This window comes from Rhizobium sp. Leaf306 (genome assembly GCF_001423425.1).
Classification (GTDB): Bacteria; Pseudomonadota; Alphaproteobacteria; order Rhizobiales; family Rhizobiaceae; genus Neorhizobium; species Neorhizobium soli.
This window is the reverse complement of sequence record NZ_LMNX01000001.1, coordinates 1,355,001-1,377,100: the sequence shown is the minus strand read 5'-3', so window position 1 is coordinate 1,377,100 and position 22,100 is coordinate 1,355,001. Positions and strand designations below refer to the sequence as shown.

Sequence of the window (22,100 nt, the reverse complement as noted above, 5' to 3'; positions counted from 1 at the left end):
GGCCCTTTCCTATTCAGCCAGGTTGTTCAGATGTCCTCTTCCGTCTCGCCGCTCGCCCCGAAGTCCTATCCCGAAATGCCGGCCCTGCGCGGCGTCCGCATGGCGACAGCTGCCGCCGGCATCAAATACAAGAACCGTACCGACGTGCTGTTGATGGTGTTCGACGCACCGGCAGCGGTGGCCGGCGTGTTCACCAAGTCGAAATGCCCGTCGGCACCGGTGGATTTCTGCCGCGCGAACTTAGCCCATGGCACCGCGCGGGCCGTGGTGGTCAATTCCGGCAATGCCAACGCGTTTACCGGCGCCAAGGGCCGCCAGGCAACGGAACTTACCGCACAATCGGCAGCGGCTGCTGTCGGATGCAGCGAGAATGAAATTTACCTCGCATCGACAGGCGTCATCGGCGAACCGCTCGATGCCACGAAATTTGCAGGCGTGCTTGGCGATATGCACGGGTCGGCCACGGGCGATTTCTGGCAGGAGGCTGCCAAGGCGATCATGACCACGGATACCTATCCGAAGGTCGCGACCCGCATGGCGGAGATCGGCGGCGTCGCGGTTACGATCAACGGCATTGCCAAGGGTGCTGGCATGATCGCGCCTGACATGGCGACGATGCTGTCTTTCGTCGTCACCGACGCCGATATCTCGTCTTCGGTGCTGCAGTCGCTTCTCTCTGCAGGCGTCGAGCCAAGCTTCAATTCCATGACGGTCGATAGCGATACGTCCACGTCCGATACGCTGATGCTGTTTGCAACGGGGGCTGCTGCTGCAGACGGCCAGGCGCAGATCACCGATCCCGCCGATCCGGCGCTGTCGTCTTTCCGGGATGCGTTGAACGCGCTTCTGAAGGACCTGGCGATCCAGGTTGCGCGCGATGGCGAAGGCGCCACCAAGATGCTCGAGATCACGGTCACGGGCGCTGAAAGCGATGCTAGCGCCAAGACGATCGCGCTGTCGATCGCCAATTCGCCGCTGGTCAAGACCGCGGCCGCCGGCGAAGACGCCAACTGGGGCCGTATCGTCATGGCCGTCGGCAAGGCCGGCGAAGCGGCGGACCGCGACAAGCTGGCGATCTGGTTCGGCGATGTCCGCGTTGCCGTCAATGGCGAACGCGATCCTGCCTATTCGGAAGAGGCCGCGTCCAACGTGATGAAGGGACAGGACATTCCGGTAAAGGTCGAACTCGGCCTTGGCTCCGGCACCGCCACGGTCTGGACCTGCGACCTCACGAAGGAATACGTCGCCATCAACGGAGATTACCGGAGCTGATGACGGATATGACCGCATCTCCCGTTCAAGCCGATCTGCCCCTGGTTCGAAGGCTGGAAGCGGTCGGCTTCCGGGCCTGGCCCGCGGCGTCCGTGGTCTATGACGGCAGCTGGCAGGTTCGGCTGACGGGGAGCCATCCGTCCAAGCGGTTGAACTGCATCGTGCCGCTCGACCCGTCCGATTACCGGGACATGGACCTGCGGCTCTCGAAGGCCAGAAAGCGTTTCGCGGATTACGGGCGGTCGCTGGTGGTGCGTGAAACGCCGCTTGCACCGCCGCACCTGATCCGTCATCTGGAAGATGATGGCTGGCAGATGTTCGAGACCGCAGATGTGATGATCGGCGATCTCGCCCACCTTCCGCTGCCGCCGACGCTTGGTCATCTTCCCAGCCACGATATCGGCCGTTTCGTCGATGCCTGCATTGCAGTGGGGCAGGACGACGCAGCGCTGAAGCCGGCACTGGCGGAGATCCTCAGTTCCATCAAGCCGCAATCGGGCTTCTTCATCAAGGAAAGCCCACGTCACGGCGCCGTCGCCGTGGCGCTTTGCGTGCAGGACAACGATCTTGCGGGCGTCATGTCGTTTGCCGTGTCGCAAACGGTTCGGCGGCAGGGCATCGGCTCGGAAATACTTGCCTCGGCACTGCGCTGGGCCCGCGTCAGCGGCGCCCGTTCGGCATGGCTGCAGGTGGAGGCAGACAACGAACCGGCGATTGCCCTCTATCGCCAGTTCGGCTTTCGCAAGGTCTATGAATACCGCTACTGGCGCAAAGGGTGACCGATCTCATGTCGAGGAAAATTCTTCTCGTTGCAGCCTGCGCGCTGATCGATGCCGATGGCCGCATCCTGCTTGCGCAGCGCCCTGAGGGCAAGTCGCTGGCCGGGCTCTGGGAGTTTCCGGGGGGTAAGGTGGAGCCTGGCGAAACGCCCGAGGAGACGTTGATCCGTGAACTCGACGAGGAGCTCGGGATCCAGACGAAGGAAGCCTGCCTCGCGCCGCTGACATTTGCGAGCCACACTTATGAAACCTTCCATCTGTTGATGCCGCTCTATGTCTGTCGCCGTTTCGAGGGCATTCCGCACGGGCGCGAGGGGCAGGCGATCAAGTGGGTCATGCCGAACGCGCTTCGGGACTATCCGATGCCGCCCGCCGACGAGCCTCTGATCCCGATCATTCAGGATCTTGTCTGATCGAGATCAATCGAATTAGCGCAGTCGAATTCAGAGCCTGTTAACCTTTAATTCAGCCCATCGTGGCATCGTCAGGGGGATCAGTGACTGCGTTGACGAGGCTTTTCAGCGATGGAAGACGAATTCTGGAAAACTGTGCAGGCCCGCCAGCGGGCAAAGCACAGATCCGGTAGGACCGGCGCCCTCAATATTGCTCTGCTGTTTGGCACCGCTGCGGTTGCGCTTGCGCTGATCGTGACGCCGATGCTCGCCGGTCACGATGACCAGCAGCGGCTGGCAACGGTCAAGCAGGACTTCGACATGATCACCACCGGCTCGATCAAGCCGGTCGAGAAGGGCACGAAAACCTACACGATCCGCCGTAGCGTACTTCAGGACACGCCGGGCTCCGTCTGCATCGTACAGGGCTACGGCGCAAACGATGGCTGCTAATTAACGATTAGTCGCTATAGTCGGGCGACAGATCAGCGGTTTACCGGATAAAGGGCAAGTCATGCGTCTCCTGCGTTCCTTCATGCGCGATGAATGTGGGGCGACGGCTGTCGAGTACGGCCTGATCATCGCGATCATATCGGCCGCCTTGCTCGCCGGTTTCGGCGCTTTTTCCTCGGCGCTCAGCAATATGTTCAGCTTCCTCGGCGGCAAGGTCGACAAGCCGATTACCTGACCCTCCCCCGATCGTTACCCTGATCTATCAGTTTTCGTTCTGCGATCCGCGCAGCGCATCTTCCAGCCGCATCTTGGCCGATCCCGGCTTCAGGGGCTTTTGCTGGCTTTCATGCGGCGCCCATCCCGATGCGTAGATGATCGAAAACGTGGCCCGGATGCGCCCATCCGGATCCGAGTAGCGTTCGGCATAAAGCTCGGCGGCTTTCAGGAAAAAGCTCTTCGTCAGCGGCTTGCGGCTGCGGCCAGCGAGCGCATTGGTCATGCCCATGCCGCGCAAGTCCCGCATCAGTGCAAACAGGTTGTCGTAGCGCACCGTATAGGTTTCCGCATCGATCACGGGCAGGGCAAAACCCGTCCGCTGCAGTAGCCCGCCGACGTCGCGCACGTCCGCAAACGGAATGACACGCGGGCTAGCGCCCCCGGTCATTTCCACCTCGGCCGACAGAAGTACATCGCGCAGCTCGGCAAGCGTGCCGGATCCGGGAATGGCGGCAAGGAACAGCCCATCCGGTTTCAGCGCCCGGCGGATGCGGACCAGCGTGCCGGGAAGATCGTTGATCAAGTGAAGGGCGAGCGGTGAGACGATGAGATTGACCGTATCCGGCTCAAGCGGCACATCGTCGAGCGGTGCGACCGTGATGTCTTCGCCAGAGACGGCGAAGGTAGGATCGCTCTCGACCCGGACCATGTTGTCGATCTTGCCGGTTGCTTTCGCTTCGCGGGCTGCAGTGCCGGTACCGCCATGCAACTCGACACCCTGTTCGAACTGCCGTTCGACCACGGACAGCCGCTCGGCCAGTTCGCGTCCGGCTATATCCAGCAAAAACGCCGCGTTGTGGTCGCCAGCGGCAATCGCACGCCGGCGCCGTGCTTCGACCAGTTCGGCGTCAAAAATGATGTCCATGTTTTCCACTCAATTTCCGCGGGTCGCAAAGTCGCTCTCCGTCGATTAATGTCAAGCATGTCTTCGTCCCACGCCTTGCGATCGCTAAGGAGCATGGTATCGGCCGCGTCCGTCTGGACACGTCGGATAGGCGACGTCGCCTACCCGCCAGCCTGTCCCGGATGCGGGGTGATCACCGGCAGCCATCGCGGTTTCTGTGCACAGTGCTGGAGCGGTCTGCGCTTCATCGAACGTCCTTACTGCGAGGTTCTAGGCCTTCCGTTCTCCTATGATCCTTCCGATCCCGCTTTGGATGAGCAATTGCTGGTCTCGCCGGAAGCGATCGCGAATCCCCCGGTGTTCGACCGCCTGCGGGCTGTGGCAATCCACGAAGGTGCGGCACGCTCGCTCGTCCATGCGCTGAAATATAGGGATCGCACCGACCTCGCCGCAATGATGGCCGGGTGGATGCTGCGCGCTTGCGAGACCCATGTGGCCGATTGCGACGCTATTCTCCCTGTGCCACTTCATCGCTCGCGGATGTTCTGGCGCCGGTTCAATCAGGCAGCCGAGCTCGGGCGGCATCTCGCCGCTCAATCCGAAAAGCCCTTTCTTGCAGCAACATTGCTGCGCACGAAGAGCACGCGGCGTCAGGTGGGGTTGACCGCGCGGGGCCGCGAGGAGAACGTCCGCGCCGCGTTCAAGGTGGCCGCGGGTCGCGAACAGGACGTGTTCGGCAAGCATATCGTACTGGTCGACGACGTGTTCACGACCGGCGCGACAGTGTCTTCCGCAACCCGGGCGCTGAAGCGGGCAGGGGCTGCCGAGGTGACGGTTTTGACCTTTGCAATGGCCATTGCCGGGCCTATATGACAGAGACGGCAATTGTGACGCGCTGCACAAAGTCCTGACAGTACGTGGAGAAAATCATGGCAGATGTGATCATTTACACCCGCGAATATTGCGGTTACTGCGCCCGCGCCAAGGCGCTGCTCGAATCCAAGGGCGTTGCCTTTACCGAGCATGACGCGACCTATTCCAAGGAACTGCGCGCCGAAATGGTGCAGAAGTCGAACGGCGGTTCGACATTCCCGCAGATCTTCATCGATGGTCGGCATGTCGGCGGTTGCGACGACCTGCATGCGCTCGACCGTGCCGGCAAGCTCGATCCGCTTCTGGCGGCCTGAGGAGATTTTTCGATGACCGCGGTCAAGGTTGCAGCGATCCAGATGTGTTCGGGCGTCGATCCGGTCAGGAATGCGGCCGACATGGCGCGTCTTGTCCGTGACGCTGCAGCCAATGGCGCGACCTATATTCAGACCCCCGAAATGACCGGCATGCTGCAGCGTGACCGCAAGGCGGCCCGCGAAGTATTGCGGGGCGAGGCGGATGATGTGATAGTCTCGACTGCGCGCGATCTCGCAAAAGAGCTTGGTGTCTTCCTGCATATCGGCTCGACCGCCATTGCCCGCGACGACGGGAAGATCGCCAACCGCGCTTTCCTGTTTTCGCCAGACGGCGCAACCGTCTGCAGCTACGACAAGATCCACATGTTCGATGTCGATCTCGACAATGGCGAAAGCTGGCGCGAAAGTTCGGCCTATGAACCCGGCAACGAAGCGCGGGTCGCCGACCTCGGTTTCGGCAGGCTCGGTTTCGCGATCTGCTACGATGTGCGGTTTCCGCAGCTGTTTCGGGCTGAGGCCTTGGCCGGCGCCGAAATTCTCACGGTTCCGGCTGCCTTTACCCGCCAGACGGGCGAGGCGCATTGGGAAATCCTGCTTCGGGCCCGCGCCATCGAGAACGGGACGTTCCTGATTGCTGCGGCACAGGGCGGCACCCACGAAGATGGCCGCGAAACCTTCGGTCATTCGATGATCGTCGATCCCTGGGGCAAGGTTCTGGCGATGGCTGGCGGCACCGGCGAAGAGGTCCTGATCGCCGAGATCGATCTCGACCAGGTCCGGGCGGCACGCCAGAAGATCCCCAACCTCAAGAATGCCCGGGAGTTTTCCGTGGCGGTCGTCCCCGACCGCGGTGACGGGGAAGAGGCGGCGTGATTAAATATTCGCTCGGCTGCGAGAACGGACATGCGTTTGAAGGCTGGTTTGCCCAAAGCGCCGATTTCGACCGCCAGGTGGAAAGCGGCTTTTTAACCTGTCCGGTCTGCAATTCCACCGCGATCTCAAAATCCCTGATGGCGCCCTCCGTTTCGACAGCACGGAAGAAGGAAGCCAAGCAGGAGTTGGCGATGAATATGGCGCGCCATGAGGTGATGGCGAAGCTCAAGGAAGCCGTCGCCGGTATCCGCGCCAGTTCCGAAGATGTCGGCGAGAAATTTCCGGAAGAGGCGCGCAAGATCCATTACGGCGAGGCCGATGCGCGCGGGATTATCGGCAAGGCAAGTTTCGACGACGTGCGCGAGCTGATTGATGAGGGCATCGACATCGCCCCCTTGCCGACGCTCCCGGAAGACGGCAACTGACGCCGGTCTTCAAGTTCATTAGCGATGTCGGAAGTATCTTGTAAGTATTTCTTCCAAGACATGCATCTTTACCATGCCGGTTTACCGAACTCTAACCTGACTGCGCTATCTCTGCGGACGGGCTGCCGAAAGCCGTCCGTGATGAACTGGTGCCAGACTGAAATGGAGCGGGCCCGCAAGCCCGTACATGCAGGTTCAAATCCTGCCCAGTTCTCCAAGGACCACACTCCGGCGACGAATTGGCAGACGTCGACCAACATCGCATTCGACATGACCCTCTGGATTTAGACCAAACAGGCCGGATCGTTGCGATCGCAGCGCAAGGGCGTCCCCGTAACCTTGATCAGACAGAAAGTGCTCTGCAGCATGGAAAAGATTGATCGTTTAGCGTGGGTCGACGCCGCCAAAGGTGTCTCGATCATCCTGGTTGTGATGATGTACTCGGCCTACAATACCGGCGAATATACCGGGCAGGTCGGCTTTCTGCACTATGTCATCGGTTTCGCCACTCCATTCCGGATGCCGGAATTCTTCCTGATCTCGGGTCTGTTCCTGTCGCAGGTTATCGCCCGCCCGTGGTTGCAGTTCGTCGACCGCCGGGTGGTCCATTACCTTTATTTCTACGTGCTCTGGGTCACGATCATGCTTGGCCTCAAGATCGGGGTCTACGAGCTCGATCTCAGCAAGATGCTGAAGGAGCTGGCGTTTGCGATGGTCCAGCCCTACGGCGTTTTGTGGTTCGTCTATCTGCTTGCCATTTTCGGACTGGTGACGAAGCTGTTCTACCAGCTGTCTGTCCCGGCCTGGGTGGTTCTTCCGGTCGCGATCGGCCTTGAGGTCTGGTCGCCGCACTCGGCGAGCTACGTGGTGACGCAGTTTGCCGCGTATTTCGTCTTCTTCTATCTCGGCTTCCTGACGGGTCCCGCTATTCTGAAGCTGGTCGATCTCTGCCAGCGCTATCCGGCGAGAGCCTGGGCTGCGCTGTGCGTCTGGGCGCTGGTCAACGGAGTGCTCGTGTTTTCATCCGGCTATGCGGTTCAACCGGTCGGGATGCAGATGGGGTCTGCGGTGTTGCCAGGGATGCATTTCGTGCTTGCTGTCGCTGGAACGCTGGCGCTTTGCATCGCTTGCGGCCTCGTCGTCCAACTGCCGTTCTCGCGCTGGCTGGTCTGGCTCGGCAAGCATTCGCTTGTCGTCTACCTCGCCTTTACCATTCCGATGTCTCTGTTCAGGGCAGTGGCGCTCAAGACCGGACTGTTTACCGATACGGGACTGCTGAGCGTTTCGGTGATGATCGTGTCGATCGTGAGCTCGCTCATCGTCTACGCGATTGTCAGGGCGACAGGGATCGGCAACTTCCTGTTCGAGCGGCCCCGTTGGGCCTCGCTTTTGCACCGCAAGGGTGGATCCGTCGACGCCGCAACACCCGTCACGGCTGTCGTCAAGAACTGAAGGTCAGCCCGGACGCCGCGCCAGCAGCATGTAATTGACGTCCATGTCGGATGACAGGTTCCAGCGGTCGCTGAGCGGGTTGAAGAACACGCCGGTGCGGTGAATGATCTCCATGCCGCTTTTTGACAGCGGCTTTTCGATCTCTTCCGGGCGCACAAGCTTGTCGTACTGATGGGTGCCGCGCGGCAACCAGCGGAGAATGTTTTCCGCAGCAAAGATCGCCAGCGCGCCGGCTTTCAGCGTGCGGTTGATGGTCGCCACGAACATCAGGCCGCCTGGCTTCACCAGCGACGCGCAAGTCGTGATGAAAAAATCGACGTCAGCGACGTGTTCGACTACTTCCATGTTCATGACCACGTCGAACAGCTCGCCGGATGCGGCCAGGTCTTCGGCGGTGACTGCGCGATAATCGACGGTGACGCCGGTCTCAGCGGCGTGGGTGGAAGCGATGCCGATGTTCTTTTCTGACGGGTCCGCGCCGACAACGGTCGCACCCATGCGGGCCATCGGCTCCGACAACAGACCGCCGCCACATCCGATATCGAGGATGCGAAGACCGGCAAGCGGCTGGTGACCGTTGGGGTCACGGCCGAAATGCTCGCAAATCCGGTCGCGGAGATAGGAGAGGCGGACCGGATTGAACTTGTGGAGAGGCCGAAACTTCCCTGTCGGGTTCCACCACTCGGCTGCCATTTTCGAGAACCATTCAACCTGGTCCTTATCGACTGTGCTGCGTGTGGTTTCGGTCATATCGTCATCCTCTCGTACTAGGGCCTGAAGTCGGACGATCCCGGGTTGATGTCAAGGGGTGACATCGCCGCGGAGGTCGCGCGACAGCTTAGTCATTGTTTTCCAGTGAGCGGGCGGGATGAACCGTTGCTTACGGCGAGGAGAAAAAGGGTGAATGACAGTCAAATACATCATTCATTCGCCATTCAGCCGACAACTGGAACAATAGGTCGTTCCGAGCATTTAGGCTGAAAATTACGGGGCGCAAAACGGAAGCAATTCCGACCGCTTATGTTTTCCAGGAGGAAACAGGTGAAAAAGTTACTTTTACGGGTAGCCGCTCTCGGCGCCTTGATGCTGGCGCCGTCGATTGCTTCGGCTGCCGTGCAGGGATTCGCAACCGCGAACGTGAACATGCGGTCTGGTCCAAGCACCGCCTATCCGGCGGTCACAGTGATCCCGGTCAGTGCGACCGTTAGCATCAACGGCTGCATGAGCAGCGTGAACTGGTGCGACGTTTCGTTCTACGGCGGTCGTGGCTGGGTGTCGGGAAACTATGTCCAGGCGGCGTACCGTTCGAACCGCGTCTATGTCGCGCCCGACTACTATCAGGGTCTCGGCATCCCGACGGTGACCTTCGAAGTCAACGACTACTGGGGCCGCCATTACAGAGAGCGCAATTTCTATCGCGAACGTGATCGCTGGCGCGATTACAATTGGCGCGCCGATCGTCAGCCGCCGCCACCGCCGCGTTGGGATCGTGACAGGCGTCCGCCGCCACCGCCTCCGGGTTGGGACCGCGACCGCGATCGTGACCGCTGGGACAACCGTCCCGGTTGGGACCGTGATCGCGGCGACCGCCGCGACCCGCCACGCGTCGACCGAGACCGGGACGATCGTCGCCCACCGCCGCGTATCGATCGTGACGACGACCGTCGTCCTCCACCACCGCGTATCGACCGCGACCGGGATGACCGCCGTCCACCACCGCGGATTGATCGCGACGACGACCGTCGCCCACCACCGCCGCGCATGGATCGTGGCGATGACCGCAGGGACGATCGCCGCCCGCCGCCGCGTGCCGAGCGCAATGACGAACGCAGAGAAGAACGTCGTCAGGAACCGCGTGCAGAGCGCAACAACGACCGTCGCGCCCCGCAGGGTGAAACTGAGCAGTGCGTCGGCCCGGGTTGCCGCAATCGCTAAGGCGACAAGCGTAGACGAGCTCCGCCGTGAATGGTTACAGTTGATGATAGTCGGGGGCCGCGAAAGCGGCCCTTTTCATGTTCGGCGATTTTCCGCGGATAATCGCGAAATACTGCCTCCGGTTTTTGCCGGGCGTACCGTTCTGGCCTGTTCCGGCCATTGCACCGCCAGCCCCTTTTCGATATGAGACCCCCGCAACTTTGTGACTCCAGGCCTTGAGGCCCGGATAGCAGAGAAACGGGAAGCAGACGTTCCAGCGGTTCGTGCCGGGACGAAACAGTGGTTTTTGTCGAATGGCTCGCATCGTGATGAAGTTCGGCGGCACGTCCGTCGCCAATCTTGACCGTATCCACAATGTGGCACGCCATGTGAAACGCGAGGTCGACGCGGGCCATGAAGTGGCCGTCGTCGTTTCCGCCATGTCGGGCAAGACCAACGAGCTGGTGGGCTGGGTACAGGACACGCCGAAGGTCAATGGCGCTGACTCTCCCTTTTACGATGCGCGCGAATACGATGCCGTCGTCGCATCCGGCGAGCAGGTGACATCAGGTCTGCTGGCGATCGCGCTGCAGTCGATGGGAATAAACGCTCGCTCCTGGCAGGGCTGGCAGTTGCCGATCCGCACCGACAATGCGCATGGCGCGGCACGCATTCAGGAAATCGACGGTTCCGACATCATCAAGCGGATGGGCGAGGGCCAGGTGGCCGTCGTTGCCGGCTTCCAGGGCATCGGCCCGGACAACCGGATCGCGACGCTGGGTCGCGGCGGTTCCGACACATCGGCGGTGGCGATTGCTGCCGCTCTCAAGGCCGATCGTTGTGACATCTATACGGATGTCGATGGCGTCTATACGACGGACCCGCGCATCGTGCCCAAGGCGCGGCGCCTGAAGAAGATTTCGTTCGAGGAAATGCTCGAAATGGCATCGCTCGGCGCCAAAGTGTTGCAGGTGCGCTCAGTAGAACTTGCCATGGTTCACAAGGTTCGCACCTTCGTGCGCTCCAGTTTCGAGGATCCCGATGCACCGGGCATGGGCGACCTCATCAACCCGCCCGGTACTTTGATTTGCGACGAGGAAGAGATCGTGGAACAGGAAGTCGTCACCGGCATCGCCTACGCCAAGGATGAAGCGCAGATCTCCCTGCGTCGTCTCTCCGACCGGCCAGGCGTTTCTGCCGCCATCTTCGGCCCGCTGGCTGAAAATCACATCAATGTCGACATGATCGTCCAGAACATTTCCGAGGACGGATCAAAGACCGACATGACCTTCACCGTGCCTTATGGGGACGTGGCGAAGGCCATCAGCGTTCTCGAAGACAACAAGGAAAAGATCGGCTTCGACGTCGTGCAGAGCGAATCGGGTCTCGCCAAGGTGTCGGTGATCGGCATCGGCATGCGCAGCCATGCAGGCGTGGCCGCGACCGCTTTCAAGGCACTTGCCGAAAAGTCGATCAACATCAAGGCCATCACCACCTCGGAAATCAAGATTTCGATCCTGATCGCCGGTGACTATTCGGAACTTGCAGTTCGGTCTTTGCATTCCGCCTACGGTCTCGATAAGACTTGATCGTCAACCGGTTTGCCGCGTGGGTGTGAAACTCGCGCGGCCACTTCCGGATTAAAGATGCATTCGGGAGCAATGATGCCGATGAGAGACATGTCGGCCGGGCCGCGCGTTCTTCTGAAGCGGCTCCGCGAGTTGATGGCCGAGCCACTTGAGCCGCAGGAGCGGCTTGATCGCATCGTGCGCCAGATTGCCAGCAACATGGTGGCGGAGGTTTGCTCCGTCTATGTGTTGCGCTCCGACGGCGTGCTCGAGCTTTACGCCACCGAAGGCCTCAACAAGGAGGCTGTCCATACATCGCAGCTGAAGATGGGGCAGGGCCTGGTCGGCACGATCGCCGCGTCGGCACAGCCGCTCAATCTTTCCGATGCGCAGGCGCATCCCGCCTTCCGCTACCTGCCGGAAACCGGCGAAGAGATCTACCACTCCTTCCTTGGCGTGCCGATCCTGCGCGCCGGCCGCACGCTTGGCGTTCTCGTCGTGCAGAACAAGGCCAGCCGCAACTACCGCGAAGACGAGGTCGAGGCGCTTGAGACGACGGCGATGGTGATCGCCGAGATGATCGCGACAGGTGACCTCAAAAAGATCACGGCACCGGGGCTGGAGCTGGACCTCACCCGTGCCGTCACGATCGCGGCCAACGGCTATAACGAGGGCATCGGGCTCGGCCATGTCGTGCTGCACGAGCCGCGCATCGTCGTTACCAATCTTCTCAACGAGGATTCGGACAAGGAAATCCTCCGTCTGGCCGAAGCGCTCGGATCGCTCCGGATCTCGATCGACGACATGCTGCAGCGCCGCGACGTGGCGCAGGAGGGCGAGCACCGCGAGGTTCTCGAGACCTACCGCATGTTTGCGCATGACCAGGGATGGGTGCGCCGCATGGAAGAGGCGATCCATAACGGACTGACGGCGGAAGCTGCGGTCGAAAAGGTGCAGAGCGACACCAAGGCGCGGATGATGCGCCTGACCGACCCTTATCTGCGCGAGCGGATGCATGATTTCGACGATCTGGCCAACCGGTTGCTGCGCCAGCTGACCGGCTATTCCGGCCGAGCAACGGACGAGAACTTCCCGCTCGATGCGATCATTCTTGCGCGCGCCATGGGCGCTGCCGAACTGCTCGATTATCCGCGCGAGAACCTGCGCGGGCTGGTGCTGGAAGAAGGTGCGGTCACCAGCCATGTGGTGATCGTGGCCCGCGCCATGGGTATTCCGGTTGTCGGCCAGGCGACGGGCTTGGTTGCGCTTGCCGAAAACGGCGATCCCATCATCATCGACGGTGACGACGGCCAGGTGCATGTGCGCCCGATGGCGGATCTGCAGAAGGCCTATGAGGAAAAGGTCAAGCTGCGGGCCCGGCGCCAGGAGCAGTTCAAGGCACTGCGCTCGGTCGAGCCGGTGACCAAGGATGGCAAGGCGATCAGCCTCAACATGAATGCCGGCCTGCTGGTGGATCTGCCGCAGCTTGCCGAATCCGGTGCGCAGGGTATCGGCCTGTTCCGCACCGAGCTGCAGTTCATGATCGCCTCGACCATGCCGAAGCTTGAGGAACAGGAGGCGTTCTATCGCGCCGTGATCCGCCAGGCGGCTGGCCTTCCGGTGACGTTCCGCACGCTCGATATCGGTGGCGACAAGGTCGTGTCCTACCTTCGTAGCCAGGAAGAGGAAAACCCGGCGCTGGGATGGCGGGCGATCCGCCTGTCTCTCGATCGGCCGGGCCTGCTGCGCACCCAGATGCGCGCGCTGCTGCGGGCATCGGCGGGTGCCGAGCTGCGCATGATGCTGCCGATGATCACCGAGGTTTCCGAGATCCGCGCGGTGCGCGAGCTGTTCCAGAAGGAAGTCCAGCATCTCTCCAAATTCGGCCACAGCCTGCCGCGCAAGCTGCAGTTCGGCGCGATGCTGGAAGTGCCGTCGCTGATGTGGCAGCTGGATGAACTGATGGCGGAAGTGGATTTCGTCTCTGTCGGCTCGAACGATCTGTTCCAGTTCGCCATGGCCGCCGACCGGGGCAATGCCCGCGTCTCCGACCGGTTCGATATTCTGGGCAAGCCGTTCCTGCGCATTCTGCGCGACATCGCCCGCGCGGGGGATAAGAACCGCACGCCGGTGACGCTGTGCGGCGAGATGGCCGGCAAGCCGCTTTCGGCCATGGCGCTGATCGGCGTCGGTTTCCGCTCGGTGTCGATGGCGGCAACCTCGATCGGGCCGGTGAAGGCAATGCTGCTCGGTCTCGATGCGGGGCAGCTGGCCGAGGAGCTCGACGCCGCGCTGGACGACGTGCGCTCGGACGAGCCGATCCGCAATTTGCTGTTGCGGTTTGCGGAAACCAACAACATTCCCGTATAGAAAAACACAAAGAACAAGAGTGGAGTGATTGGGTGGCGAAGCTTCCTGTCGAAAAGATGCGCGAACTGGAACGCCGGTTCGGCGAGATCGAGGCGCGCATGTCGGAGGGTCCGGCTGCCGATGTCTATGTGAAGCTGGCATCGGAATATTCCGAACTGCAGCCGGTGGTCACCAAGATCCGTGAATACGAAAAGACCCTGGCTGAGGTCGCTGACCTGCGTGCGATGCTTGTCGACAAGGCGACCGACCGCGAGATGCGCGAGCTGGCCGAGATGGAGCTGCCGGATGCGGAAGAACGCATCGAGCAGCTGGAAAAGGACATGCAGATCCTTCTCCTTCCCAAGGATGCGGCCGACGAGCGCAGCGCCATCCTGGAAATCCGCGCCGGCACCGGCGGCAACGAGGCGGCGCTGTTTGCCGGCGACCTGTTTCGCATGTACGAGCGTTACGCGAGTGCCCATGGCTGGAAGGTGGAAGTGCTGTCTGCCAGCGACGGCGAAGCGGGCGGTTTCCGCGAAGTCATCGCCACCGTGACCGGCCGCGGCGTGTTTTCCAAGCTGAAATTCGAAAGCGGCGTGCACCGGGTGCAGCGGGTGCCCGATACGGAAACGCAGGGGCGCATCCATACCTCGGCTGCGACAGTCGCAGTTTTGCCCGAAGCGGAAGAGATCGACATCGAGATCAAGGCGGACGATATCCGCATCGATACGATGCGGGCATCCGGCGCCGGCGGCCAGCACGTCAACACCACCGACTCTGCCGTTCGCATCACCCACCTGCCGACGGGGCTGGTTGTCACCAGTTCGGAGAAATCGCAGCACCAGAACCGTGCAAAAGCCATGCAGGTCCTGCGCTCGAGGCTCTACGACATGGAGCGGCAGAAAGCCGACAGCGAACGCTCTGCGGACCGCAAGAGCCAGGTCGGCTCGGGCGACCGTTCGGAGCGCATCCGCACCTACAATTTCCCTCAAGGACGTGTGACCGACCACCGTATCAACCTGACGCTCTACAAGCTCGACCGGATGATGATCGGCGAGATCGACGAAGTCGTCGATGCGCTGATTTCGGATTATCAGGCCGGACAGCTGGCGCAGCTTGGCGAGCAGCACGGATGAGCGAGCAACCGGCGTCTGTGCTGAAGGCGGTGGTGGCGGATGCAAGGGCGCAGCTTGCCGCAGCAGGGATCGCCGATGCGGCCATCGAGGCAAGGCTTCTGATCGGCGGCTTGCTGGGACTTTCCTCGACCGAGGTGTTCGTTGATGGCGACCGTGTTGTCGATGCCCTCGACATGGCCCGGATTGCGGACGCGGTGGCCAGGCGGCTGGGTCACGAGCCGGTTCACCGTATTCTAGGAATGCGGGCGTTTCACGGGCTGGACCTGTTGCTCTCGAAAGAGACGCTGGAGCCGCGGCCGGATACCGAACTCCTGGTCGAATGCATGCTGCCCGTGCTCAGACGGATCGTTGCGGAAAAGGGCCATGCCCGCGTGCTCGATCTTGGCACCGGGACCGGCGCCATCATTCTGGCGCTGTTGAGCGAGGTTCCGCAAGCGACGGGCGTCGGCTCCGATATTTCCGAGGATGCGCTTTCGACGGCGACGCGTAATGCGCAACGTCTTGATCTTGGTGAGCGGTTTCAGGGCGTCAGAAGTCATTGGTTTGACGCAATTGACGGGCGTTTCGACATAATCGTGTCAAACCCGCCCTATATCAGAAGCGATGTCATTCCTGAACTAGAGCCGGAAGTTCGCGATTTCGATCCGCCGGCAGCGTTGGACGGCGGACCCGATGGCCTGGATGCCTACCGGGCAATCGCATCGCAGGCCGAGCACTTTCTCGAACTGCGCGGTCCACAGGAAGACGGCTCGTTTCCCAAGGACGAAGGGTCGATCGGCGTCGAGATCGGGTTCGATCAGCGAGACACGGTGACACGTATCTTTGAGGATGCAGGCTTCATCTTGACGCAAGCAAGACGTGATTATGGTAACAACGATCGCGTGCTTGTCTTTACGAGAGGTGGCCCTTGATTATCCAGGCTTTCGATGTTGCAAAGCAAAAGAAAGGGCTTGGAATCCTTCAGGAAGCGAGTTAGCGTAAATCACGCATCGGGGCGGCTGGGAGTGAACAACGATTCGTTCTCGCTAAAAGGTCAACCGTAGAACCGGCTCTTTTCGAAGACCGAGCAGGTTGAGCAGATCCAGTGCGTGATCAGGTAATTTGACTTTGAAAGCGGCAGGCCGCCTTGGTCGACCTGCGCATGGCACGCGAAGTCCTGTTCCGGCGATGACCGGCGGGCCGCGTGGCCTTTTATCAGCGAAGACAGAGAGTTGGTGAACGATATATGAGGCCAGGACAGCAAAACAAGCGCGGTCGGGGGCGTGGCAGCAACAATGGCGGCAGCAGCAATGGCGGCGGCGGCGGCAGCGGCGGTGGAAACAACAATTTCAATCGCAAGGGCGGCAACCCGCTCAGCCGGTCCTATGACAGCTCCGGCCCGGATGTAAAAATCCGCGGCACCGCTCAGCACATCGCCGAAAAATACTCGACGCTTGCTCGTGATGCGCAAAGCGCAGGCGACCGTGTCATGGCCGAAAACTACCTGCAGCATGCGGAACACTATTACCGCATCATTGCTGCAGCGCAGGCACAGATGCAGGACCGTTTCCAGCATCAGGAGCGTGGCGAATACCAGGACCGCGACGGCAACTCGATCGATCAAGACGATATGGATCAGGGTGACGGCGACGATATGGGCTACGCACCACAGCCGATGATGGACGAGCAGCCACGCCGCGAGCATAATTCCAGCCAGAACTCTGGACAGCACTCAGGCCAGAATTCCGGTCAAAACTCTGGACAGAACCCGGGTCAAAACTCTGGGCACAACCAGGGCAGCCAGTCCGGCCAGGACCAGCAGCCGCGCGAAAACCGGCGTGACCGAAACGAGCGCCGCGAGCGTCGCCCGGAACGTCCCGACCGCCCAGAGCGTCAGGACCGTGCAGAGCGCGCACCTGAACAGGGCAGCGAGCAGCCGATGGAGCAGCCTGCTGCACCGGCTGCCGAACAGCCGGTCGCTCCGACACGGACCAGACAGCGCGCGCCTCAGGTCACCGAAGCTCCGGTAGCCGTTGCGCCTGTGGTCGATGGATCCGGCCCGCAGCCTGATATCGAGGGCACGCCGGTCGAGGTTTCGGTCGAAGAGGAATCGCAGACGGAAGCCACGCCACGCCGTCGCCGCACGGCAGGTAACCGTCCACGTCGCCAGACCCGCAAGGATGCCGATGCGGCAGACGGCGGAGATGCCGGCGACGGTGACGACAAGCCGGCCTTGGCAGAAGCTGGCGAATAAGCCGGTCTGACACTGTACGATTGATATGAAAACTCCGGTCGAAAGGCCGGAGTTTTTCTTTGAGGGGTAGCCGAATGCTCGTGCGGGAGATCGCCATGCTGCACCTGGCTCGCCTTGGATCCTGTCCCTTGCACGTTTTGCACCTGTTACGTCGCCGGTCTTACCCGGGTGCGGCGGCGAGTTGTCGGCTCGACGACATCGCGCGATCCCGGCTCGATCGACGCCGCGCCAATATCGCCTAAATCCTCTTCTCCGCGTCTTTAAATCACAAAATCGCGCTCCCATATCTTCACCAAGGCCGGTTGGCCGGCCGGGTTCGCCTTTAAAGGGAGCCCCATCTCAATCATCGGTCCGTGCCTCCATGGAGGGCGGGGCGATTCAGGAGGTTTATCTTATGAACATCGAAAAATATTCCGAGCGGGTACGGGGCTTCCTTCAGTCTGCCCAGACCCAGGCCCTGTCCGCTGGTCATCAGCAGTTTACGCCAGAGCATCTGCTCAAGGTTCTGCTCGACGACGACCAGGGCATGGCTTCCGCATTGATCGAACGCGCTGGCGGCAGCGCCAAGGATGCGCGCATCGCAAACGACGCTGCACTTTCCAAGCTTCCGAAGGTATCGGGCGGCAATGGCGAGATCTATCTTTCGCAGCCGCTGGCAAAAGTGTTTTCGACAGCGGAAGAAGCCGCCAAGAAGGCCGGCGACAGCTTTGTCACGGTCGAACGACTGCTGCTGGCGCTTTTGATCGAAAGCTCGGCCTCGACATCGGCCAGCCTGAAGAAAGCCGGGCTGACGGCACAGGCTCTCAACCAGGTCATCAACGATCTGCGCAAGGGCCGCACCGCTGACAGCGCCACCGCCGAACAGGGCTTTGAGGCTCTGAAGAAATATGCCCGCGACCTGACGACCGAAGCGCGCGATGGCCGGCTCGATCCGGTCATCGGCCGTGACGACGAAATTCGCCGCACGATCCAGGTTCTGTCGCGCCGCACCAAGAACAATCCCGTCCTGATCGGTGAACCCGGCGTCGGCAAGACGGCGATCGCCGAAGGACTGGCGCTGCGCATCGTCAATGGCGACGTGCCGGAAAGCCTCAAAGACAAGAAGCTGATGGCGCTCGACATGGGCGCGCTGATTGCGGGTGCCAAATATCGCGGCGAGTTCGAAGAGCGGCTGAAGAGCGTGCTGAACGAGGTGCAGTCGGAAAACGGCGAGATCATCCTGTTCATCGACGAGATGCACACGCTTGTTGGAGCCGGCAAGGCGGATGGCGCGATGGACGCGTCCAATCTGTTGAAGCCCGCTCTTGCCCGCGGCGAGCTGCATTGCGTCGGCGCGACGACGCTCGACGAATACCGCAAGCATGTGGAAAAGGATCCGGCTCTTGCCCGTCGTTTCCAGCCGGTCATGGTCGAGGAGCCGACGGTCGAGGATACGATCTCGATCCTGCGCGGTCTCAAGGAAAAATACGAGCAGCACCACAAGGTCCGCATCTCTGACTCGGCTCTGGTTGCGGCTGCGACCTTGTCCAGCCGCTACATTGCCGACCGGTTCCTGCCGGACAAGGCAATTGACCTGATGGACGAAGCCGCATCGCGGTTGCGGATGCAGGTGGATTCCAAGCCCGAAGAGCTGGACGAACTCGATCGCCGTATCATGCAGCTGAAGATCGAGCGCGAGGCGCTGAAGAAGGAAACCGACACGGCTTCGGCCGACCGGCTGGTGCGGCTGGAAACCGAAGTGACGTCGCTGGAAGAGCAGGCGGATGCACTGACTGCGCGCTGGCAGGCCGAAAAGCAGAAGCTTGGACTCGCCGCCGATCTCAAGGGTAAGCTCGACGAGGCACGCAACGAACTTGCCACTGCCCAGCGCAAGGGCGAGTACCAGCGTGCCGGCGAGCTGACCTACGGCGTCATTCCCGATCTCGAAAAGGAGCTCGCACAGGCCGAAGCACAGGACAGTTCCACCAATGCCATGGTGCAGGAAGTGGTCAATCCGGATGCGATCGCGCATGTGGTTTCCCGCTGGACCGGTATTCCCGTCGACAAGATGCTGGAAGGCGAGCGCGACAAGCTGCTGCGGATGGAAGACGAGTTGGCGAAATCGGTCGTCGGTCAGGGCGATGCGGTGCAGGCCGTGTCGCGCGCGGTTCGCCGTTCTCGTGCCGGATTGCAGGATCCGAACCGGCCGATCGGCTCGTTCATCTTCCTCGGCCCGACCGGCGTCGGCAAGACGGAGCTCACCAAGTCGCTCGCGCGCTTCATGTTCGACGACGAAACCGCGATGGTGCGCTTGGACATGTCGGAATACATGGAAAAGCACTCCGTCTCGCGGCTGATCGGCGCGCCTCCCGGCTATGTCGGTTATGACGAAGGTGGTGCCCTGACCGAAGCCATCCGGCGCAAGCCCTACCAGATCGTTCTGTTCGACGAGATCGAAAAGGCGCATCCCGACGTGTTCAACGTTCTCCTGCAGGTTCTCGACGACGGGCGCCTGACGGACGGGCAGGGCCGCACGGTCGACTTCAAGAACACGATGATCATCATGACCTCCAATCTCGGGGCCGAATATCTGACCGGCCTTCGCGAGGATGAGGATTCTGAAAGCGTGCGCGAGCAGGTGATGGGCGTGGTGAAAGCCTCGTTCCGGCCTGAGTTCCTCAACCGCGTTGACGAAATCATCCTGTTCCACAGGCTGAAGCGTAACGAGATGGGCGCGATCGTTGATATCCAGCTGCAGCGCCTGCTGAAGCTTCTGGCCGATCGCAAGGTCGAACTGGACCTGGATGGCGATGCCCGCGAATGGCTGGCGAACAAGGGCTACGACCCGGTCTATGGCGCCCGGCCGCTAAAGCGGGTGATCCAGAAGTTCGTGCAGGATCCACTCGCCGAGCAGATCCTCGCCGGACAGATCCCGGACGGATCAACGATCAACGTGACATCAGGCTCAGACCGCTTGCTGTTTCGCATCAAGGGCAGCATGAGCGAAGCGGCATAAACGCAAACCGCGATCGAAAAATGAGGCCGCACCGGAAACGGGGCGGCCTTTTTCGTATCGGGGCAAGATTAGCGGCTGGCGACTTCGGCCGGCTTCGATGTGCTCTTCAGCAGCGCATCGATGCGGGTGCGCTCTTCCTCGAACCGCGCCAGCGCCTTGCCGTCGAGCGACTTGCCGCCGGGCAGGCGCACCTTCATCGGATCGACCTTGGTGCCGTTGACCACGAGTTCGTAATGGAGATGGGCGCCGGTCGACTGGCCGGTCGAGCCGACATAGCCGATTACCTGACCCTGCGTGACCTTGGCGCCTTCGCGCACACCCTTGGCGATCGCGCTCTGGTGATTGTAGGACGAGACGTAACCATTGGCATGGCGCACAAGCGTCTGGTTGCCGTAACCGCCGCTGTCCCAGCCCGCCTTTTCGACGGTGCCGTTGCCGGTGGCGATGATCGGCGTGCCGCGCGGGGCCGCCCAGTCGGAACCGGTATGCATCAAGGCACGGCCAAGGATCGGATGGTTGCGCATGCCGAAGCCTGACGTGAACCGTCCGTTCGGGACGGGATTGCGCAACAGGAACTGACGGACACTGCGGCCGTCCTGATCGAAGTAATCGACCGAACCGTCATCCTGATCCTGGAACCGGTAAAACCGGGTGGTCGTGTCGCCGAACCGGGCGTTTACATAGAGAAGTTCCGAATCCCGGCTGGCTTGGCCCTTTTCGTCCGCGACGGAGAAGAAGGCTTCGATCATGTCGGAGGGGCGCAGCTGCGCCTGAAGATCCACATTGCTAGCCAGAAGCTTGACGAGCAGGGACGTCATGTCACTGTTCATGCCGTAGGAGAGGGCAGCGCGATAGATGCCGTCATAGACGTCGGGCAATTCGCGGCCGGCGACGATGGCCGGTTGCTCGCTGAACGCGGATGCGACCGCATCCAGCATCTGCGGTTCCTTGCCGTCGATGAAATGGCCCTTGTCGTCGGCGGCAACCGTGATCTGGTGATTGCCGCGGCGATAGATGCTAGCGCGCACGACGAGGACCATCTGGCCCTCCTGGATCACGCCGATGCGGATCACGTCGCCGGCGGCCACATCCTCGCTGCCGATCCGCGACTTGAGGTAGCCGGCGATTTCGCGGGCCTTTGTATCGGGGTAGCCGACGGAGGTCATCGCCTGGGCGATCGTGGTCGGCTGACGGACCGGGATGATATCATCTGCATATTCGCGGCTGCGCGCCGTAAACGGTTCGGGCGTCGAGACCGACATGTTCTGCTCGACAATGCGGGCCGCCAGACCCGATGTCAGGTCGACATCCTCATCTTCGGAGGAGAAGCGCTGCGGGTCGACATAATAGAGTGCCGAGAGCTGGGTATTGCCTGACGTTAGCACGGAGCCGTTGGATCGGACGTTTTCTTCCACTTCCTCGAGCGTCATCGGCGCCGCATAGGCATAGGTGCCGCCCTTGACCGGGAAGGGCACCGTCTGCAGGCTGACATCGGATTCCACGTTGGATCCGTAGATCACGCCGGTGCGGCTGTTGGGCGGCGGCGGCGCTTCGCTGGAAGAGAAGATGCTGAGCGGATCGAATTTCGGATAGGCTTCCGGCGCGACGTTGTTGACCGCAAGGTTCATCTTCACATGCGCGAAGGGCCGGCGGCGCACGACTTCCTTATTGCCCTCGTGAACGACGGTGGACACTTCCATGATCCGCCGGTCGGTGGGCATGGCGACGATATTGCCACCGAGCAGACGCTTGCCGCGCGACGTGATGTCGTCGTCATGATCTGAAGGGACCGCGGCAGAGGCTTCGGCAGGCGTGGCAAGCTGCTGGCGGCCATCGAGCGCTGCAAACAGCGCGACGCCCATCAGGAGAGACGATGTAATGCCGGTCAGGAACGTTCCGGAAAGCCAGCGCATGGAAATTTCGCGCCGGTCCGGCGCGCGACGGCCATCGGC

General features: G+C 61.4%; 20 protein-coding genes and 1 tRNA gene (1 of these 21 only partly in view). 18 read left to right on the top strand and 3 right to left on the bottom strand.

The window, feature by feature from the left end; translation table 11 throughout:
- The first annotated feature begins 30 nt into the window (after positions 1 to 30).
- The 5 genes from argJ (at position 31) to ASG19_RS06485 (ending at position 3,131) form a co-directional block, all read left to right on the top strand.
- A complete protein-coding gene (gene argJ / locus ASG19_RS06505) occupies positions 31 to 1,272 on the top strand; it encodes a bifunctional glutamate N-acetyltransferase/amino-acid acetyltransferase ArgJ (protein ID WP_062454285.1) in 1,242 nt (413 codons plus the stop codon).
- Positions 1,273 to 1,280: 8 nt separating this feature from the next.
- On the top strand, positions 1,281 to 2,051 hold the full coding sequence (locus tag ASG19_RS06500) for a GNAT family N-acetyltransferase (RefSeq protein ID WP_062454968.1): 771 nt from the start codon (positions 1,281 to 1,283) through the stop codon (positions 2,049 to 2,051).
- Between the two features lie 8 nt (positions 2,052 to 2,059).
- The gene (gene mutT / locus ASG19_RS06495; protein ID WP_062454966.1) at positions 2,060 to 2,464 is read left to right on the top strand and encodes an 8-oxo-dGTP diphosphatase MutT; all 405 of its coding nucleotides are present in this window, start codon (positions 2,060 to 2,062) and stop codon (positions 2,462 to 2,464) included.
- A gap of 111 nt (positions 2,465 to 2,575) precedes the next feature.
- Entirely contained in the window at positions 2,576 to 2,896 is a 321-nt protein-coding gene (locus tag ASG19_RS06490) for a hypothetical protein (protein ID WP_062454284.1), read from the top strand.
- Positions 2,897 to 2,957: 61 nt separating this feature from the next.
- Positions 2,958 to 3,131: a Flp family type IVb pilin gene (locus ASG19_RS06485; protein WP_062454283.1), complete on the top strand. Its 174-nt coding sequence runs from the start codon at positions 2,958 to 2,960 to the stop codon at positions 3,129 to 3,131.
- Between the two features lie 27 nt (positions 3,132 to 3,158).
- Here the strand turns inward: ASG19_RS06485 and ASG19_RS06480 are convergent, their stop codons facing one another.
- A complete protein-coding gene (locus ASG19_RS06480) occupies positions 3,159 to 4,037 on the bottom strand; it encodes a methyltransferase domain-containing protein (RefSeq protein WP_062454282.1) in 879 nt (292 codons plus the stop codon).
- Positions 4,038 to 4,130: 93 nt separating this feature from the next.
- Here ASG19_RS06480 and ASG19_RS06475 point away from each other — a divergent pair, with 93 nt between their 5' ends.
- The 6 genes from ASG19_RS06475 to ASG19_RS06455 all read left to right on the top strand — a co-directional run bounded on the left by ASG19_RS06475 (position 4,131) and on the right by ASG19_RS06455 (position 7,953).
- Complete coding sequence (locus tag ASG19_RS06475) at positions 4,131 to 4,889, top strand: ComF family protein (protein WP_062454281.1); 759 nt, start codon at positions 4,131 to 4,133, stop codon at positions 4,887 to 4,889.
- 56 nt (positions 4,890 to 4,945) lie between these two features.
- Positions 4,946 to 5,203, top strand: a complete 258-nt coding sequence (grxC, locus tag ASG19_RS06470) for a glutaredoxin 3 (RefSeq protein WP_062454280.1) — start codon at positions 4,946 to 4,948, stop codon at positions 5,201 to 5,203.
- Between the two features lie 12 nt (positions 5,204 to 5,215).
- Positions 5,216 to 6,076, top strand: coding sequence for a carbon-nitrogen hydrolase family protein (locus ASG19_RS06465; protein WP_062454279.1), 861 nt, complete (start codon positions 5,216 to 5,218; stop codon positions 6,074 to 6,076).
- Entirely contained in the window at positions 6,073 to 6,501 is a 429-nt protein-coding gene (locus ASG19_RS06460; protein WP_062454278.1) for a DUF1178 family protein, read from the top strand. The genes ASG19_RS06465 and ASG19_RS06460 overlap by 4 nt, the downstream gene beginning before the upstream one ends.
- A 143-nt stretch (positions 6,502 to 6,644) precedes the next feature.
- Positions 6,645 to 6,718 (top strand) — tRNA-Ala (locus tag ASG19_RS23800).
- A 149-nt stretch (positions 6,719 to 6,867) separates the two neighbouring features.
- A complete protein-coding gene (locus ASG19_RS06455; protein WP_062454277.1) occupies positions 6,868 to 7,953 on the top strand; it encodes an acyltransferase family protein in 1,086 nt (361 codons plus the stop codon).
- 3 nt (positions 7,954 to 7,956) lie between these two features.
- On the opposite strand, the gene ubiG is transcribed toward ASG19_RS06455, so the two are convergent.
- On the bottom strand, positions 7,957 to 8,703 hold the full coding sequence (gene ubiG / locus ASG19_RS06450; RefSeq protein ID WP_062454276.1) for a bifunctional 2-polyprenyl-6-hydroxyphenol methylase/3-demethylubiquinol 3-O-methyltransferase UbiG: 747 nt from the start codon (positions 8,701 to 8,703) through the stop codon (positions 7,957 to 7,959).
- 291 nt (positions 8,704 to 8,994) lie between these two features.
- Between ubiG and ASG19_RS06445 the strand changes: the two genes are divergently transcribed.
- From ASG19_RS06445 to clpB, 7 genes are all read left to right on the top strand, one after another.
- Positions 8,995 to 9,888 (top strand): SH3 domain-containing protein, encoded by an 894-nt coding sequence (locus tag ASG19_RS06445; RefSeq protein ID WP_082476198.1) that lies wholly within the window; start codon positions 8,995 to 8,997, stop codon positions 9,886 to 9,888.
- Positions 9,889 to 10,181: 293 nt separating this feature from the next.
- A complete protein-coding gene (locus tag ASG19_RS06440; RefSeq protein WP_062454275.1) occupies positions 10,182 to 11,456 on the top strand; it encodes an aspartate kinase in 1,275 nt (424 codons plus the stop codon).
- Between the two features lie 81 nt (positions 11,457 to 11,537).
- The gene (gene ptsP, locus ASG19_RS06435; RefSeq protein ID WP_062454964.1) at positions 11,538 to 13,805 is read left to right on the top strand and encodes a phosphoenolpyruvate--protein phosphotransferase; all 2,268 of its coding nucleotides are present in this window, start codon (positions 11,538 to 11,540) and stop codon (positions 13,803 to 13,805) included.
- A 32-nt stretch (positions 13,806 to 13,837) separates the two neighbouring features.
- The gene (gene prfA / locus ASG19_RS06430; protein ID WP_062454274.1) at positions 13,838 to 14,920 is read left to right on the top strand and encodes a peptide chain release factor 1; all 1,083 of its coding nucleotides are present in this window, start codon (positions 13,838 to 13,840) and stop codon (positions 14,918 to 14,920) included.
- The gene (gene prmC, locus ASG19_RS06425; protein WP_062454273.1) at positions 14,917 to 15,831 is read left to right on the top strand and encodes a peptide chain release factor N(5)-glutamine methyltransferase; all 915 of its coding nucleotides are present in this window, start codon (positions 14,917 to 14,919) and stop codon (positions 15,829 to 15,831) included. The genes prfA and prmC overlap by 4 nt, the downstream gene beginning before the upstream one ends.
- 314 nt (positions 15,832 to 16,145) lie before the next feature.
- On the top strand, positions 16,146 to 17,153 hold the full coding sequence (locus tag ASG19_RS06420; RefSeq protein WP_062454272.1) for a DUF4167 domain-containing protein: 1,008 nt from the start codon (positions 16,146 to 16,148) through the stop codon (positions 17,151 to 17,153).
- 394 nt (positions 17,154 to 17,547) lie between these two features.
- The gene (gene clpB / locus ASG19_RS06415) at positions 17,548 to 20,148 is read left to right on the top strand and encodes an ATP-dependent chaperone ClpB (protein WP_062454962.1); all 2,601 of its coding nucleotides are present in this window, start codon (positions 17,548 to 17,550) and stop codon (positions 20,146 to 20,148) included.
- 68 nt (positions 20,149 to 20,216) lie between these two features.
- Here the strand turns inward: clpB and ASG19_RS06410 are convergent, their stop codons facing one another.
- A protein-coding gene (locus ASG19_RS06410) for a M23 family metallopeptidase (RefSeq protein WP_062454271.1) crosses the window boundary here: on the bottom strand, positions 20,217 to 22,100 show its 3' portion. 54 nt of this gene lie beyond the right edge of the window; the window shows 1,884 of its 1,938 coding nt (coding positions 55-1,938); the start codon falls outside the window, past its right edge; it ends in the stop codon at positions 20,217 to 20,219.